Origin of the sequence: Streptomyces anandii JCM 4720 (assembly GCF_014650655.1) — a bacterium.
Lineage (GTDB): Bacteria > Actinomycetota > Actinomycetes > Streptomycetales > Streptomycetaceae > Streptomyces > Streptomyces anandii.
This window is the reverse complement of record NZ_BMVJ01000005.1, coordinates 188,341-203,603: the sequence shown is the minus strand read 5'-3', so window position 1 is coordinate 203,603 and position 15,263 is coordinate 188,341. Positions and strand designations below refer to the sequence as shown.

Here is a 15,263-nt window from a genome sequence, read left to right as displayed (position 1 = left end):
CAGATCCCGGCGTCCGCGACGACGGCGGCCGGCGCGCTCAGACAGGGATCGCGCCGGGTGCGGCCGTAATTCGCTTGACCCGGGCACGGGAGGACGCCGCATTGTGGCGGAGCGCCACGCGTCGTGGTGCCGGTATCCCGGGGAGGCAGCGGCAGCGATGGAGATTCGTTCCACGACCGACGAGGACCTCGACGTCTTCGTCGACACGCTTCATGCCGCGTTCGGGCGCTTTCCTGAGACCCCGACCGCCGAGGGTGGCGGGGTCTGGTGGTCGGCGCTCGAGATGGACCGCAACCTGCTCGCCCTGGCGGCGGACGGGCGGCCCGTGGGCACCGCAGGTGCGTACTCCTTCGAACTCACCCTGCCCGGCGCGGTCGTCGTGCCGGCGAGCGGAGTGACCGCCGTCGGTGTTCTCCCCACGCACCGGCGCCGCGGTGTCCTCAGCGCGATGATGCGGCATCAGCTCACCGAACTCCGGGGGCGAGGGGAAGTCCTCTCCGTTCTGCTGGCCTCCGAGGCCCTGATCTACCGCCGGTTCGGCTACGGACCGGCGACCGGCACCCAGCGGCTCACCGTCCCCCGCCACCGGGCCGCCCTCACCCCGCCGCGCGCGCGAGGCACGGCCGGCGCCTCAGCGGCCGGCTCGGACACCGGCACCGTGGAGTTGCTGCGGCGCGCCGAGTGCGGCGAGATCCTGGAAGAGGTCTACGACCGCTACCGCCGCGCACAGCCCGGCGCCCTGTCGCGTCCGCACCGTTGGTGGGCCCTGGGCGCGGGGCAGCCCCCGGTCTCGGCGGCGCCGCGCTACGTCGCCGTCCACCGCGGTGGCGACGGCGCCCCGGACGGATACGCCAGCTATTCCATCGGCGAGCCCGAGACGCTGACCGTCGACGAGACCATAGCCGCCGACGACGCCGTTTTCACGAGCCTGGCCCGGTTCGTGCTCGGACACGACCTGGTCACTCAGATCGTGTTCAAGCACTTCCCGCCCGGACACCCGCTGCGCTGGCAGCTCGCGGACTTCCGGGCCGGCCAGGTGAGCGGCGACACCGACTGGCTCTGGGTGCGGCTGCTGGACATACCCGGTGCCCTGACCGCGCGCGGCTGGTTCACGGACGGCGAGCTCGTCCTCGACGTGGACGACCCGTTCCTCGGCGAGCACGGCCGGTACCTGCTGACCGTCCGGGACGGCAAGGCCGGCTGCGTCCCCACGGACCGGGATCCCGACCTGTCCCTGGACGTGAGCGACCTGGGCTCGGTCTACCTCGGCGGCACCACGCCGAGCACGCTCGTGCGTGCCGGACACATCCGGGCCCACCGTCCGGGCGCGGCCGCCCTCGCCGACGTCCTCTTCCGTGCCGAGCGCGACCCGCACTGCCTGCACTGGTTCTGACCGTGCGCCCTGTCGCCCCGTCAGGCGCCGGCGGTGATACGGGTGACCGCCTGGTGGGTCAGGGCCCGGTCGTGGGGTGCTTCGTCGTCCAGGGCGCGGTGCAGGGCGAGGCCTTCGACGAGTGCGTCGAGCTGGCGTGCGGTGCCGGGGTCGAAATGCCGTTCCAGCAGCTCCCGGCTGCGGCGCATCCATGCCCGGGTCAGCTGCCGGTACTCCGGCCGCCGGGCGGCCAGCGTGTAGAGCTCCTGGGCCAGGATCAGGTCACGGCGGGGCCCGTCGGAGAGCGTGTGCACGAGGTCGGTCACCGCCTCACACGCCTCTTCGCGGGTCGCCGCCCGGCTCAGGTGCTCGTCGAAGACGGCGACGATCCGGTCGGCGAAGCACGTGAACGCCTCGCGGAGCAGTTCGTCCATGCCGCCGAAGTGGTACGTCATCGAGCCGAGGGGGACGCCAGCGCGGGCGGCGATCCTGCGGTGCGAGACACCCGCCACGCCCTCCTCGGCGATGTGGTCGAGCGTCGCGGCGAGGATGCGCTCGCGGCGCTGCGGGTCGGCGTGTCCGGTGGCCATCGGCGGCCTGGCCCTACAGGGTCCGGACCGGGCGGGCCGGGTTTCCGACGGCGACGACATCGGCGGGGATGTCCTTGGTCACCACCGCGCCCGCGCCGATGACGCTGTTGTCCCCGATGGTCACGCCGGGGCACACGATCACGCCGCCGCCCAGCCACACGTTGTTCCCGATCGTGATGGGCAGCGCGGCCTCCAGCTTGTCGCGCCGGGGCCGCGGTTCCACGGGGTGCGTGGGCGTGAGGAGCTGGACGTTCGGGCCGATCTGGCAGTCCTCGCCGATGGTGATCGCGGCGACGTCCAGCGCGGTGAGGTGGTAGTTGACGAACGTGCGGGCGCCGATGGTGATGTTGCTGCCGTAGTCGACGTAGAGCGGTGGCCTCACCTCGACGTCCTCGCCGACGGAGCAGAGCAGCTCGGTCAGGACCGGCCGGGCCGTGCCCGGGTCCTCCAGGTGCGCCGCCTGGTACCGGGCGGCGAGGCGCATCGCACGCTGCTGCCTGCGCGCGATCTCCGGGTCGTCGGCGATGTAGAGGTCGCCCGCGAGCATGCGTTCCACGTTGGTGCGGGGGTCGTCGGCGAAGTAGTCGGTCGGCATGCGTACGATCGTACGCTCCCTGGGTCGGAGTCACGTCCGCGAATCCGGGGGATTCGCTCATGAATGGGGTACGAAAAGGCGATGCATACCGATATCCACTACGGTTCGTGTGCTCCCCGCATCCGGGGCTGGGTGACGGGCCCGTCTACCTCGATTACAACGCGACCACCCCGGTGGATCCCCGTGTGGTTCAGGCGATGGGGCCGTATCTCGCCGGCTGCTTCGGCAATCCCTCCAGCAGCCATGCGTACGCGCGCACGCCCCGCCGGGCGCTGGCCGAGGCGCGCGGGCAGGTCGCGGAACTCATCGGCGCCGGGCCGGGCGAGGTCGTCTTCACGGCCTCGGGGTCCGAGGCCGATCTGCTCGCACTGCGCGGCGCGGTCCTCGCGGCGAGGCGGCCGCGCCCGCACGTGATCACTCAGGTCACAGAGCATCCGGCCGTCCTGGAGACCTGCCGCGCTCTGGAGCGGCTGCACGGCGCGCGGGTGACGGTCCTGCCCGTCGACCAGTACGGCCTGGTCGAGCCGGCCGCCCTGGACGCCGCACTCAGCGAGGAGACGGTGCTGGTGTCGGTGATGGCCGCCAACAACGAGACCGGCGCTCTCCAGCCGGTCGGGGAACTCGCCGCGCTGGCCCACGAGCACGGGGCGCTGTTCCACTGCGACGCCGCGCAGGCGATGGGGAGGATTCCGGTCGACGTGCGGTCGCTGGGCGTCGATCTGCTCACGATCGTGGGGCACAAGATGTACGCCTGAAGGTCACCGACGGGTGGCGGCACGCGGGCGGGTTCGTGTGGCTGCTGGCGGGGACCGAGGACGCGCGCTGGCACAACGACGAGTCGGGGCTCGGGGCGATGTTCGAGGAGGACCTGGACGAGGACGCCGGGCCCGAGGAGCGGCGGGAGGCGGACATCTGGCGGCGCGGGCTGCAGCTGGACGTGGAGTCGGACGTCACGCACGTCCTCATGGACCCCGAGGACGTGGACGAGGACGGCGAGTGGGCCGTGTACACATGGGCGAGCTGGCGGGCCGAGCCGCCCGAACGGCACGCCAGTTTCCTCGAGTTCATGCGGGACATGCACCGGGAGTTCCACAGCCTGCGGGCGGGCGGGAGCGACGAGGAGCCGGTGTTCGTCAACGACACGACGCGAGAGCTCGACGCCGCGGTCGAGGAGGCCCGGCTGGAGGCGCTGCGCGGCGGCTGGGAGAGGGCCGGGAAGACGCTGGACGAGGCCAAGGGGTACGGCAGACCGCGGGCCGCCGGGCTCGGCGACCAGATACGCCGCCTGCTCGGACAGACCTACATGGTGTACTTCGAGGGCCTGGTGACGGATCCGCGGTACGCGCCCGAACTGCTGCCGCCGCTGGTGGCCGAGCACGCGCACAATACGCACTGGGACGACTCCACCCTGATGTTCCATCTGCGCGGCGCCGACGAGGATCTGGTGGCGCTGGCCTACTCGATGCTGGGGCAGGTACGCGACGGCACGTACCGGTACACGGCGGCCGGACCGTTCGGGGAGGCGGTCGAGCGGGCGCGGGAGTCGGCGCGCTGGGGAGACACCGATGAGGCGTGGCGGACCCTGATGGCCGCGGTGCCCTTGTGGGAGCCGCTGGGCCCCGACCATCTGGCGCCCCTGGGCTGGGTGGCGGACCCGGTGCTCGGGCCGCTGCTGACGCCGGAGCGGGGCCGCGAGCTGCTGGCCACCGCGCGGGGCGGGCAGGCGGGTGAGGCGCCGGCACCGGCGGCCGGGCTCGACGAGGGCGGCCTGGCATGGCTCGCGGAACCGGACCCGGGCAACAACCGCACGTCCTACCGGTTCGTCCTGGTGGAGGGTGTGGAGCCGGAGGAGCTGCCGGGCCGGCTCGCCGACGGGGACGGCACCGTGCTGAACGAGCCCATGACCTTCTGGGAGGCGCGCAACGAGTCGTCGCGGAACAGGAGCGAGTTCTCCTCCTCCGAGGACCGGGCTCTCATGGCGGTCGGCCGGGCCGGCGCCGGCTGGAGCTTCGCCTTCGACGGCGACCCGGCCCCGTTCCACCGGCCGCGGTTCGTCTCCCCGGCCTCGGCCGCGAGCACGGGCACGCGCGCGGTGGTGGTGTGGAACGGCCTGAGGGCATGGCACGGGAAGCCGTACTTCCACCTGTCGGTGGCTCAGGACGGCGCGGAGCAGTACTCGTTCACGTACGCGGACGGGGAGATCGAAAGGAGCGGGGAGATACCGCCGGCGCTGGATCCGAGCCGCTTCTTCGGGAGCACGGAGGACGGCGCCGAGGCGGAACGGCCGGTGCTGGAGGCGGTGTCCCGGGAGTTCGGTGTCCGGCTGCCTCGTCACGCCCTCGTGAAGGGGCGGCTGCACACATTCACCACTCGTTCCTGGACGCGACCGCCCGGGGAGGGCGAGGGGTACATGGTGATCCGCATGCACAGGGGACCGGTGCCTCCGGCGGACTACGGCGGCATACCGAGCTGACCGTGTCGGACGTCACACACCTGGCGATACCTACCAGTCGGTACGCTGCGGCGAACCGTACTCGACAGGAGGCGTGATGTCCGCGACCAACCGCCAAGTCCGTCTGGCCGCCCGCCCGGTGGGCGAAGTGAAGCCCGGGGACTGGGAACACTGCGACGGACCCGTCGAGGAGCCGGGTCCCGGCCGCTTCGCCGGCCGCACCCGCGTCATCTCGCTCGACCCCGCGATGCGGGGCTGGCTGGACGACCGTCCCTCCTACCTGCCGCCCGTGGCCATCGGCGAGGTGATGCGCGCCGGGTCGGTCATCGAGGTCACCGCCTCCGATCACCCCGGTTTCCAGCCGGGCGACCATGTGGTGGGCACCTTCGGCGTCCAGGAGTACGTGGTCTCCGACGGCAGGGGCGCCATGAAGATCGACACCGCTCTCGCCCCGCCCTCGACGTACCTCGGCGCGCTGGGGATGCCAGGCATGACCGCCTACTTCGGCCTGCTGGACGTGGGTGCGCTGAAGGAGGGCGAGACGGTCGTGGTGTCGGGGGCCGCCGGGGCGGTGGGCACCATCGCGGGCCAGATCGCCAAGGTCAAGGGCTGCGAGGTGGTGGGTATCGCCGGCGGACCGGAGAAGTGCGCGATGCTGACGGAGGAGCTGGGATTCGACGCGGCGATCGACTACCGCGCCGAGGACGTCCGCAAGGCCCTGCGCCGGCACGCCCCCGACGGCATCGACGTCTACTTCGACAATGTCGGAGGGGACATCCTCGACGCGGCCCTGACCCGGCTGGCGATGCACGCGCGCGTCGTGGTCTGCGGCGCGATCAGCCAGTACAACAACGCCACACCGGTCAAGGGCCCGTCCAACTACCTCTCGCTGCTGGTGCGGCGGGCCCGTATGGAGGGCTTCGTCGTGTTCGACTACGCCGAGCGTTACGCGCAGGCCGCGCGGGACATCTCCGCCTGGATCGGCGCCGGCCGCGTCAAGGTCAGGGAGCACGTGGTCCGGGGAGGCGTGGACGACTTCCCCGGGACACTGCAGATGCTCTTCCGCGGCGAGAACACCGGCAAACTCGTCCTCGAACTGGCATGACCGCCACGGCCTCCGTCCCCCCGGTCCGCCCGATCCGGAAGCTGCTGGTCGCCAACCGGGGCGAGGTCGCCTGCCGTGTCCTCAGGGCGGGCCGGGCCCTGGGGATCGCGACGGTGGGCGTGCGGTCGTCCGACGACGGAGCCTCCCTCCACGTCCGGCGCTGCGACGAGCTCCAGGTGCTGGCGGGCACCGGTCCCGCCGCCTATCTGGACGTCGAGGCGGTGGTGAAGGCCGCCGTCGACGCGGGGGCGGACGCGCTGCACCCGGGGTACGGGTTCCTGTCCGAGAGCCCGGAACTCGCCCGGGCCTGCCGGGACGCGGGTGTCCTGTTCGTCGGCCCCACCGCCGAGACCCTGGAGCTCTTCGGGGACAAGGCGCGCGCCCGCCGGCTGGCCGCGGACACCGGCGTGCCGGTGGTGCCGGGCACCGGACGACCCACCACGGTGGGCGAGATGTTGTCCTTCTGGGACCGCGAGGCCGGCGAATTCGGCGCCGAGGCGGCCGTCGTCGTCAAGGCCGTGTCCGGCGGCGGTGGCCGCGGTGTGCGCGTGGTCCGCGACCGCGGCGGGGTCGAGCGGGCGTTCGCCGAGTGCGCCGCCGAGGCACGGCAGGCCTTCGGGAACGGCGACCTCTACATCGAGCGTTTCCTCCCGCGTGCCCACCACGTGGAGGTGCAGCTCGTGGGTGACCGCCAGGGGCGGGTCGCCCATCTGTGGGACCGGGACTGCAGTATCCAGCGCCGCCACCAGAAGCTGATCGAGTCGGCCCCGAGCAGGGTCCTGGCCGGTGAGGCACGCGCGCGGATGCTGGAGGCGGCCGTACGCCTCGGAGCGGCGGCAGGCGTGACCGGGGTGGCAACCGTCGAGTTCCTCGCGCAGCCGGACGGCGGCTTCCACTTCATCGAGACCAACCCCCGCCTGCAGGTCGAGCACACCGTCACGGAGGAGGTGCTCGGCGTCGACCTGGTCGTCCTGCAGTTGCGTCTCGCGGGCGGCGCCTCCCTGGCGGACCTGCGGCTGGAGCAGCCCGACGTGCCGGACCCGCGGGGTCACGCCGTCCAGGTGCGGATCAACGCGGAGGAGCCGCGCCCGGGTGGCGAGGTCGTTCCCGCCACGGGCACCGTCACCGAGTTCGAGACGGCGACGGGCGCCGGTGTGCGTGTCGAGGCCGCGGGCTACCGCGGTCTCGCCCTCAACCCCCGCTACGACTCGCTGCTGGCGAAGGTGGTCACCCACGCCCCGGACGCCGAGGCAGCGGTGCGGCTCGCCTCCCACGCCCTCGCCGAGTGCCGTATCGAAGGGGTGGGGACCAACCTGGCGTTCCAGCGGGCCGTACTCGCGCACCCGGACTTCGCCGCGGGCGTCTGCGACACCGCATGGGTCGAACGCAACACGGACGCACTGCTGCGACGGGCCGCCGGCTTGGAACCGGTCTCCTCTCCCCCGCCGGCCGACGCCTTCCCCGCCGGCCGGCACGAGAGCGTCCCGCCCGGCGGCCACGCGGTCCGCGCGCCCCTGGGCGGTGTGGTCTTCGCGGTCGACGTGGTGCCGGGGCAGACGGTGGCGCGCGGCGACGCGCTGTTCACCGTGGAGGCCATGAAGATGCAGTACCCGGTCCGGGCGCCGGCGGCCGGCGTGGTCGGCGCCGTGGCGGTCCCGCCCGGCGAGACGGTGAGTGAGGGTGACACCCTCGTCGTCCTGGAACTGACCGGGGACGCCACCGGGGACGCGGACGGCGACGGCTCCCCCGTCGACCCCGCCCGCATACGACCGGATCTTGAAGCACTGCTGGAGCGGCGGCGGCGAAGGCTCGACGAGGCCCGGCCGGAGGCGGTCGCCCGACGGCACCGGCGCGGGCAGCGCACCGCGCGGGAGAACATCGCCGCCGTCACGGACGGCGGTCTGCTCGTCGAGTACGGCGGTTTCGCGGTCGCCGCTCAGCGCAACCGGCGTGAACCGGCCGACCTGGAGGCCAAGTCCCCGGCGGACGGCATCGTCACCGGCCTGGGGCGCGTCAACGGCGACGTCTTCCCGGAGGACCGCTCGACGTGCGCCGTGCTGGCGTACGACTACACGGTGATGGCCGGGACCCAGGGGTACTACAACCACCGCAAGACCGACCGTCTGCTGGAGATCGCCCACCGGCGGCGGCATCCGGTGATCCTCTTCGCGGAGGGCGGAGGCGGCAGACCCAACGACACCGACGTGCCGGTCGTGGCGGGGCTGCATCTGACGACCTTCGTCTCCATGGGCCGGCTGAGCGGTAGGGTCCCCACCGTCGGCATCGCGGCCGGCAGGTGTTTCGCCGGGAACGCCGCCCTGCTGGGCACCTGCGACGTCGTCATCGCCACGGAGGACTCCACGATCGGCATGGGCGGCCCGGCGATGATCGAGGGCGGCGGCCTGGGCTCCTTCGCGCCCGAGGAGGTCGGCCCGGTCACGGTGCAGAGCCGCAACGGCGTGGTGGACGTGGTCGTCGCGGACGAGGCCGAGGCGGCGGCGGTCGCCCGTCGGTACCTGAGCTACTTCCAGGGGGACCTGCCGGAGTCCGAGGCGCCCGATCAGCGGCTGCTGCGCCACGTCGTTCCCGAGAACCGCAAGCACGTGTACGACGTGCGGAAGGTCCTCGCCGGGCTGTTCGACACCGGTTCGGTCCTGGAGCTGCGGGCGGGCTTCGGCACCGCGGCCGTCACCGCGCTCGCCCGTCTCGACGGCCGGCCGGTCGGCGTCGTCGCCAACCAGCCGTCGGCGGGCGGCGGAGCCCTCGACGCGCGCGCCGCGGATAAGATCGCCCGGTTCCTCCAGCTCTGCGACGCCTACGCGCTGCCCGTCGTGTCCCTGTGCGACACCCCGGGGTTCATGGTGGGACCGGAGTCGGAGAAGCAGGCGGCCGTACGGCACTTCTCGCGCCTCTTCGTCCTCGGCGCGAACATGACCGTGCCCGTCGTGACGGTCGTCCTGCGCAAGGCGTACGGGCTGGGCGCCATGGCCATGGCGGCCGGTGGGTTCCACAACACCGCCATGACCGTCAGCTGGCCGACCGGCGAGTTCGGCGGCATGGGCATCGAGGGGGCCGTACGGCTCGGCGCGCGGGACTTCCTCGCGGCGATCGGCGATCCGGCGGAGCGGCAACGCGAGTTCGACAGGCTCGTCGCCCTCGGCTACGAACAGGGCGGCGCGGTCAACACCGCGCGCCATCTGGAGATCGACGACGTGATCGACCCGGCCGAGACCCGGACGGTCGTCGCGGCCGCCCTCCTCGCCAGGCCCGCACCGCCGCGGGACCACTGGGTCAACAGCGAGCGCCGGCCCGGCATCGACACCTGGTGACGCCTGGTGACGCGCGAGCCGGGGCTCCCCGCCGCACCACGCGGCAGGGAGCCCCGGGCACGGTTCACGCCGTGGGCTGGAGGGAGTCGGCGGCTCCCGGCTCCCCGGCGCCGCTGTTCCCGGCCTCGCGGAGCCGCAGTCCGGGGGTGGGGCGGCGGAAGCCCTTGGTGATGACCGCGAGCCAGAGGATGCCGATGAGCAGCCAGCCGAGGCCGAGCCGCACGGCGGTGCCGCCGAGCTGGGTGATCAGGTAGACGTCGACCGCGGCGCCGGCGGCGGGCAGGAGCAGGTAGCGCGGGGCCGAGTGGCGGGTCCCGGAGCGCCGCTGCCGTACGGCGTAGGCGATCACGCAGATGTTCCAGGCGGCGGCGGAGGGCCGCGGTGTCGGGGGCGAGGGCACTGATCAGGGTGCCGCCGCCGGGGCGGGACGGGCGGACGCGGTGGTCGCCGTCGCCGCTCTGTGACACCGACGGCCGGCCCCGCGCGCAACGCCCGTGCTCGCGAAGGCTGTTGGGCTCTCAGGCGTCCGAGTCCGGAACCCCTCTCGCCGCCGCGTACGCCTGGGAAGGGGTCATGGGGGTGCCGTCGAGGTTGACCGTCTTGTAGGGGCTCACCGGTGCGCAGGTTCTGGCCTGGTCGGCGGTCCGGGCGTGGGCGTCGGGAACCGCCGTGCCCGAATCGGCGGCTGCGGGCGGGGAGTTGTCCGGGTAGGTGGTGCCGCTGGGCCAGTCGCCGCCGACGACAAGGGTCAGACCGCGGCCGGTCCCCTGTCTCAGCTGCGAGGCGGGCAGGCCCAGGGCCTCCGCGGCCGTCCGGGCCTCGGCCTCCTGTCCGGCGCCGTAGGTGAGCGTCGTACTGGTGGCGGGGGCCGGGGCGTTCCTCGTGGTCGTGGCGGGGCTGAAGCCCTGGCCGGTGAGGGCGGTGGCGACGGCGGAGGCGCGGCCGGTGATGGCGGTGCCGTTCTCGACGGTCACGGCGATCCGGGAGGCCGGCACGGCGGACGCGGCGGTGGCCTTCGCGCTCGGGGCGGCCGTCGCGGACTTGCCGCCCGAGCCGGTGGTCAGCGACCGGTCGCCGGCGACGGCCGCGAAGAGCGCCTTGGCGCCCGCGCCCACGACGACTCTGTCCCGGTTGGCCGGATCGGGTGCGGTCGGCATCGTCGTGAACGTCATCCGGCGGGCCGGAACCTTGTTGACGTCCAAGGCCAGCCCGACCAGTTTCTTGACGCTTCCGAGGGCGTCGTCCACGGTCAGGGCCTTGGTGGCGGCGTCCGCGAGGCCGTAGACCGCCGTGGGGTCGGTGAGCGTGCCGGCGCTCTTGAGTTTACGCATCACCGCGCTCAGGAAGAGGTGCTGCGTGCCGGTGCGGCCCAGGTCGCTGCCGTCGCCGAAGCCGTGCCGGGAGCGGACGAACTCCAGGGCCGCGACTCCCTTGAGGGTGTGGGTGCCCTTGGCGAGTTTCAGGTGCGAGTAGGTGTCGTAGACGTTGTCGCTGACACACACGGACACACCGCCGACTGCGTCGGACATCCTCACCACACCCGCGAAGTCCAGCTTGACGAAGTGGTCGATGGGGATGCCCGTGAGCTGGTGGACGGTGGCCACCTGACAGGCGGGGCCGTACTGCAGGGCGCTGTTGATCTGGCCGTAGTAGGCGGCCGTGCTCCGGCCGGACTTCGCGTCCGCGCAGGCCGGGACCCGGGTCATGGTGTCGCGGGGAATGCTCATCACGGTGGCGTTGGAGCGGTCGGCGGATATGTGCACCACCATCTCCACGTCCGCGTTGCTGCTGGTCTGCGTCTGCACACCTGTCTGTGCGCACCCGCCGCCCAGCCGGCAGTCCTCCGAGCTGGTCCGGCCGTCCGAGCCGATGACGAGGATGTTGATCGGGGTGCGGCCGAACGCGTCCGCCTTCTCCGTGCCGCCCTTGCCGTCGAGGGAGACGCTGTTGATGTTGCCGTTCAGGTGCTGGTAGACCCACCAGCCGGCGCCGGTCGCGCCCAGCGCGAGCAGCGCCAGGCCGATTCCGCCGATCCGCAGCGCGCGGCCGGCCCGGCTCGTGGGCCGGGACCGCGCACCGTGCCCGCCTCTCGCACGGGACGCCCTCATCGACGCGGACGCGACCCGCCCGTCCGTGGGCCGTCCCGCGCCGGGCTCGGCGTCGCGCTGCCGGGGCACTGGCGAGGTGCGGCTTCTTGTGGCCTGGCCCCGGGGGCCGTCCCACGGGTCGCTCATTTCCCACTCCCACGAACGGTCGGGCCCGGCGGAACGGGCGATCAGCGGCGTTGCACGGCGGGCGACGCGGGAGCACGTCAGTTGCCTGGCTGCGCAATCTAGCAAACGAATCCGGCCGCGCGACACCGGCCGGCGCCTCTCCTCCACGCCGACCCGCGCGGCCCGCGCACCAGCGCGAGTCGCGAGCCGCGAGCCGCCGGTCGGGCGCTGAATGGATCGGTGATCGGTGGCGAACTTCGGGGAACCGCTGGACTTCCGCTTTCCGTTCGCTGGGCCGGCGCTCAACGGACGCGCCCTCCCGCGCCTTCGACCGCTTCTGGCGCGCCTCCGGCTCCCAGCACGACGGCACCGGCCTCGCCCTGCCCGTCGTCCGCCACCTGGTCCACGCCTCCGGCGGCGACATCACCCCGCATCCGGCTCCCGGCACCGGCCTGGACGCCGCCGTACGACTGCGCCCGGTGAGCGCCGTACGGCCGCGCGCCGGACGCGGATCCCGATCGGCGCGGGCAGGGGCCACGACCCCGTGGGCCACGTGCGGCCGGGAGCATCAGGCGGTGGAAGGGCGGCGCAGCAGGAGCAGGGCGCAGTCGTCGGCCGCGCGGGAGCCGTCCAGGCAGTGGGCGGTGATGTGCGGCAGGGCAGTGTCGACGGGGAGTGCGGCGGCCCGGCGAAGAGCGTTGTGCAGGAGGCCGCGAGCGCGTCGGGGCTGGATGCCCGGCCGGTCGCTGAGGCCGTCGGTGTAGAGCAGGAGCTGCGCGCCGTCGGCGAGCCGGTGGCGGGTGGAGCGGTAGGTGCTGTCGGCGAAGATGCCCAGCGACAGGCCGGTGGCCGCGGCGAGTTCCCGGACACCGCGCTCCTTCGTGTGCACCAGCGGCCGGGGGTGTCCGGCGGTGGCGCAGCGTGCGTGTCCGGTCGCGGGTTCCAGTACGACGATGCAGCAGGTGGCGGTACGGGCCCGCCCGGGGTCGCTGTCGTTGTCCGCGGTCAGCAACCGGTTGGTGTGGTGCAGGAGTTCGGCGGGGTCGTCGGTGAGCACGGCGTAGGCGCGGATGGCGGTGCGCACCCGGCCCATGAGGGAGGCGGCGTGGGTGTCGTGGCCTTCGACGTCGCCGATGGCGAGCAGACAGCGGCCGTCACGGGTGGTGAAGGCGTCGTACCAGTCTCCCCCGGCGTAGGCGCCCGCCGCGGCGGGCAGGTAGAACGCGCCGAGCTCGGTCCCCGGCAGGGCCGGGAGTCCGGCGGGGAGCAGGCCCTTTTGCAGGGCGAGGGCGCGCGCGTGTTCCGCGTCCCAGGTGCGGCAGCGGTCCAGGGCCCGGCCGAGCAGGCCCACGGCGGCGATGAGCAGGGCGTGGTCCTCGGCGGTGAAGGCGTGCGGGCGGGTGAAGGACAGCATGCAGGCGGCCGGGTTCGCGTCGGGGTCCGACAGCGGGATGGGCACGGCGGCCCACGCCTGCCGCTCCAGGCGCGGTGCGCTGTTGGCGTAGTGCGGGTAGGCCGCGATGAGCGCGTCGTGGGAGGCGAGGAAGACGGCGCGGTTCCGGCGCAACGCGTCGGTGAGAGGGGTGCTCGCGCTCAGGGCCACGTCCCGCAGCGCGTCCAGATGGCCTTCGCGCTGACCGTGACTGGTCAGTATCCGAACGCGCTGGTCGGCCGCCTCCGCGAGGACGATGGCGTCGGCGCCGAAGACGGCCAGTACGTCGCAGGCCGCCGCGGCCAGCTCACTGGTGCCGCCGGCCGAGGCGCACGCGGAGGCGAGGGCGCGTATCTGCTCGGCGCGGCGCATCTGGCGCTGCATGCGGTCGTCCCGTGAGGCGGCATCGTCCATGTCGCGGGTGATGTCGGTGACATGGCCGGCGAGCACCACCCGGTCGCGGGCGTCGCCGGCGCGGGAACAGCGGGCCTGCAGGGTGCGTACGCCCTCGGGCCCGAGGACCCGGTAGACGACTTCGTAGGTGCCGGGCTCCTGCCGCAGGCGCCCAAGGAGTTGCTGGGCCTGCGGCAGGTCGGTGGCGGGCAGCGCGGCCAGGGCGGCGGTCAGGGCGTGCCGTCCCGGGCCGGGCAGGAGGTGCTGCCCGGCGAAGACGCGGTCGCACACGATCTCGTTCCGGCTCAGGTCCAGCGTGAAGGCCCCGCGCTCGACCTGCCGCAGCTGCGGCAGGGCTTTCGATTCGGTGAGCAGGCCGGTCAGCGTGTCCGACACCTCCTGGGCGACCGCGGAGAGGAAGGTCTGCTCCGCGTCGTCGAACGGCTCCGTGCCCGGCCGGACGGCCACCAGCGCGCCCTGCGACTTGTGCAGGGGCAGGGCCGCCGCGGCGGCCGGAGCGATTGCCAGCGGGACGGGGTAGGGGCGCTCGAAACCGTGACTGGTCCACACCCGGCCGAGGGCCGCGAGGCAGACGGGCCAGCCGCCGGTGCGTTCCAGGGGCCGCAGCGGAGGCTCCCACACCGGGGGCAGTCCGCTGATGCCGCACGGGAACAGGTGACTGCCGTCCTCCTGCGCCAGTATCAGCGCCCACCCGACCACTCCGAGCCAGGCGCAGGAGCCGGCCAGCGCCGCCGACACCTCCCAGGGGCTGCACGCCTGCCGCAGCGCCGAGCGGACGCGGTCCAGCGCATCGGATGGAACGTTCATGACGGTGCCTCCCCTGCCCGTCCCGTGCAGGCAACCGACGCTAGAGCCCCGGACCCGCCGCACGGCGAAGAAGCCCGCAAACGTCTCTCGATGCCAAGTGTTGAACGGTCATGAACCGGGGATGTCGAAGCCCACCCGCTCGACGTCGGTGGCGACCTCCGCGGCCTCGGGCTCGCGCGGCAGCGTGCACACCTTCAGGGAGGCGGGCTTACGCGAGCCGAGGTTGGAGATCAGCCAGGACAGGGCCGGCCCGGAATCGATGATGTCCTCGACGATCAGGACGTGCCTGCCCTTGATGTCGGTACTCCGCGTCGATCTTCGCGGCCGGCTCCGCGAGCCCGGCGTCCGGATCGGCGGGCGGGGCGGCACAGCGGTTACCCCGCACACACCCGCTCGCATCCGACAGCCGAACGAACGGAAGCGAGAGGCGGGCCCCGGCGGCCCAGCGACAAAAATGCACGGACCTCTGCGGGCTGACGCGGATAGCCTGCCCGGGTGGAACACATCAAGCGCAGGGAGCACGCCGTCGCGGCGGTCGTCGGTTCGGCGGTGGGGGACGCGCTGGGAGCCCCCTTCGAGTTCGGCCCTCCGGGTGCCTTCTCCGCCCGGTTCCCGGATGCCGGGTGCGGTGGCGAGATGTGTGGGGGCGGAGGCTGGGAACCGGGTGAGGCCACGGATGACACACAGATGGCCGTGCTTGTCGCGGAGTCGCTGCTGCAGCGGGGCGGGCTGGACCTGGCGGACGTCTTCGCCCGCTTCCAGCGGTGGGCGGGAGCCGATCCGAAAGACATCGGTCTGCAGACCGAGGACGTACTGACGAACGGCATGCCGTGGGATCAGGCCGCCGCGGTCCACTTCCAGGTCAATCAACGGGCGGCCGGCAACGGTTCGTTGATGAGGGCGTCGACGTCCGCGGTCCACTTCGCACGGGCCGGCCGGCCGGTCACCATGGAC

The 15,263-nt window shown here is 73.2% G+C and carries 11 protein-coding genes and 1 pseudogene; 6 read left to right on the top strand and 6 right to left on the bottom strand.

Annotated features, from left to right (window positions below; all coding sequences use genetic code 11):
* The first annotated feature begins 157 nt into the window (after positions 1-157).
* A complete protein-coding gene (locus IE249_RS11750; RefSeq protein ID WP_189704726.1) occupies positions 158-1,393 on the top strand; it encodes a GNAT family N-acetyltransferase in 1,236 nt (411 codons plus the stop codon).
* Positions 1,394-1,413: 20 nt separating this feature from the next.
* On the opposite strand, the gene IE249_RS11745 is transcribed toward IE249_RS11750, so the two are convergent.
* Positions 1,414-1,962: a TetR/AcrR family transcriptional regulator gene (locus tag IE249_RS11745; RefSeq protein WP_189704725.1), complete on the bottom strand. Its 549-nt coding sequence runs from the start codon at positions 1,960-1,962 to the stop codon at positions 1,414-1,416.
* A gap of 13 nt (positions 1,963-1,975) precedes the next feature.
* The gene (locus IE249_RS11740; protein WP_189704724.1) at positions 1,976-2,557 is read right to left on the bottom strand and encodes a sugar O-acetyltransferase; all 582 of its coding nucleotides are present in this window, start codon (positions 2,555-2,557) and stop codon (positions 1,976-1,978) included.
* 185 nt (positions 2,558-2,742) lie between these two features.
* On the opposite strand from IE249_RS11740, the gene IE249_RS11735 reads away from it, so the two are divergent.
* The 4 genes from IE249_RS11735 to IE249_RS11720 all read left to right on the top strand — a co-directional run bounded on the left by IE249_RS11735 (position 2,743) and on the right by IE249_RS11720 (position 9,443).
* A complete protein-coding gene (locus IE249_RS11735) occupies positions 2,743-3,312 on the top strand; it encodes a cysteine desulfurase family protein (protein ID WP_229858181.1) in 570 nt (189 codons plus the stop codon).
* Positions 3,309-5,030, top strand: coding sequence for an SMI1/KNR4 family protein (locus tag IE249_RS11730; RefSeq protein WP_189704919.1), 1,722 nt, complete (start codon positions 3,309-3,311; stop codon positions 5,028-5,030). Before IE249_RS11735 ends, IE249_RS11730 begins: the two co-directional genes overlap by 4 nt.
* A gap of 76 nt (positions 5,031-5,106) precedes the next feature.
* Positions 5,107-6,114, top strand: coding sequence for an NADP-dependent oxidoreductase (locus IE249_RS11725; RefSeq protein WP_189704722.1), 1,008 nt, complete (start codon positions 5,107-5,109; stop codon positions 6,112-6,114).
* A complete protein-coding gene (locus IE249_RS11720; protein WP_189704721.1) occupies positions 6,111-9,443 on the top strand; it encodes an acetyl-CoA carboxylase family protein in 3,333 nt (1,110 codons plus the stop codon). Before IE249_RS11725 ends, IE249_RS11720 begins: the two co-directional genes overlap by 4 nt.
* 64 nt (positions 9,444-9,507) lie before the next feature.
* Here the strand turns inward: IE249_RS11720 and IE249_RS11715 are convergent, their stop codons facing one another.
* From IE249_RS11715 to IE249_RS11700, 4 genes and pseudogenes are all read right to left on the bottom strand, one after another.
* Positions 9,508-9,792 (bottom strand): hypothetical protein, encoded by a 285-nt coding sequence (locus IE249_RS11715; protein WP_229858178.1) that lies wholly within the window; start codon positions 9,790-9,792, stop codon positions 9,508-9,510.
* Positions 9,793-9,961: 169 nt separating this feature from the next.
* Complete coding sequence (locus IE249_RS11710) at positions 9,962-11,677, bottom strand: LCP family protein (RefSeq protein ID WP_189704719.1); 1,716 nt, start codon at positions 11,675-11,677, stop codon at positions 9,962-9,964.
* A gap of 547 nt (positions 11,678-12,224) precedes the next feature.
* Positions 12,225-14,309, bottom strand: a complete 2,085-nt coding sequence (locus IE249_RS11705; RefSeq protein ID WP_189704718.1) for a PP2C family protein-serine/threonine phosphatase — start codon at positions 14,307-14,309, stop codon at positions 12,225-12,227.
* Between the two features lie 117 nt (positions 14,310-14,426).
* Positions 14,427-14,612: pseudogene (locus IE249_RS11700) on the bottom strand (phosphoribosyltransferase family protein); the annotation flags it as partial.
* A 201-nt stretch (positions 14,613-14,813) separates the two neighbouring features.
* On the opposite strand from IE249_RS11700, the gene IE249_RS37005 reads away from it, so the two are divergent.
* Positions 14,814-15,263: ADP-ribosylglycohydrolase family protein (locus IE249_RS37005; RefSeq protein WP_229858298.1), on the top strand; the 450-nt coding region annotated here is incomplete at its 3' end.

What these genes read in the sequence shown, in the direction of transcription:
- IE249_RS11750 (WP_189704726.1), top strand. Translation starts at nt 158, where the DNA reads ATGGAGATTCGTTCCACGACCGACGAGGACCTCGACGTCTTCGTCGAC.
- IE249_RS11745 (WP_189704725.1), bottom strand. Translation starts at nt 1,962, where the DNA reads ATGGCCACCGGACACGCCGACCCGCAGCGCCGCGAGCGCATCCTCGCC.
- IE249_RS11740 (WP_189704724.1), bottom strand. Translation starts at nt 2,557, where the DNA reads ATGCCGACCGACTACTTCGCCGACGACCCCCGCACCAACGTGGAACGC.
- IE249_RS11725 (WP_189704722.1), top strand. Translation starts at nt 5,107, where the DNA reads ATGTCCGCGACCAACCGCCAAGTCCGTCTGGCCGCCCGCCCGGTGGGC.
- IE249_RS11720 (WP_189704721.1), top strand. Translation starts at nt 6,111, where the DNA reads ATGACCGCCACGGCCTCCGTCCCCCCGGTCCGCCCGATCCGGAAGCTG.
- IE249_RS11710 (WP_189704719.1), bottom strand. Translation starts at nt 11,677, where the DNA reads ATGAGCGACCCGTGGGACGGCCCCCGGGGCCAGGCCACAAGAAGCCGC.
- IE249_RS11705 (WP_189704718.1), bottom strand. Translation starts at nt 14,309, where the DNA reads ATGAACGTTCCATCCGATGCGCTGGACCGCGTCCGCTCGGCGCTGCGG.